The following is a 260-nucleotide window of genomic DNA, read 5'->3' on the forward strand; positions in this document are numbered from 1 at the left end:
GATTCTGACCTAGCATTTCACGCATCTGATGACTATTCTTCGGTTTGGCAATCTCCGTTTCTTTTACCGCCTCCGTCGCCAAGAAGTTTTTGGATATCTGCTTGTCTAAATCATCTCTGTCAGTGATGACGACAAAACTAAAGTTGCCTGCACATTTACGAAATACTTTACGGATAAAGAACACCATAGCAAAGCTCTTACCTGAACCTTGCGTATGCCAAAATACGCCCAAACGCCCCTGCAATTGATCTCTAATTAGG

General features: G+C 42.7%; 1 protein-coding gene. It reads right to left on the reverse strand.

Going from position 1 to position 260, the window contains the following annotated elements; all coding sequences use genetic code 11:
- The coding region (locus AAEY83_RS16340) for a DEAD/DEAH box helicase family protein (RefSeq protein WP_351060718.1) at positions 1-260 on the reverse strand (260 nt) is incomplete at both ends.

This window comes from Psychrobacter sp. TB20-MNA-CIBAN-0197 (assembly GCF_040309765.1).
Classification (GTDB): Bacteria; Pseudomonadota; Gammaproteobacteria; order Pseudomonadales; family Moraxellaceae; genus Psychrobacter; species Psychrobacter submarinus.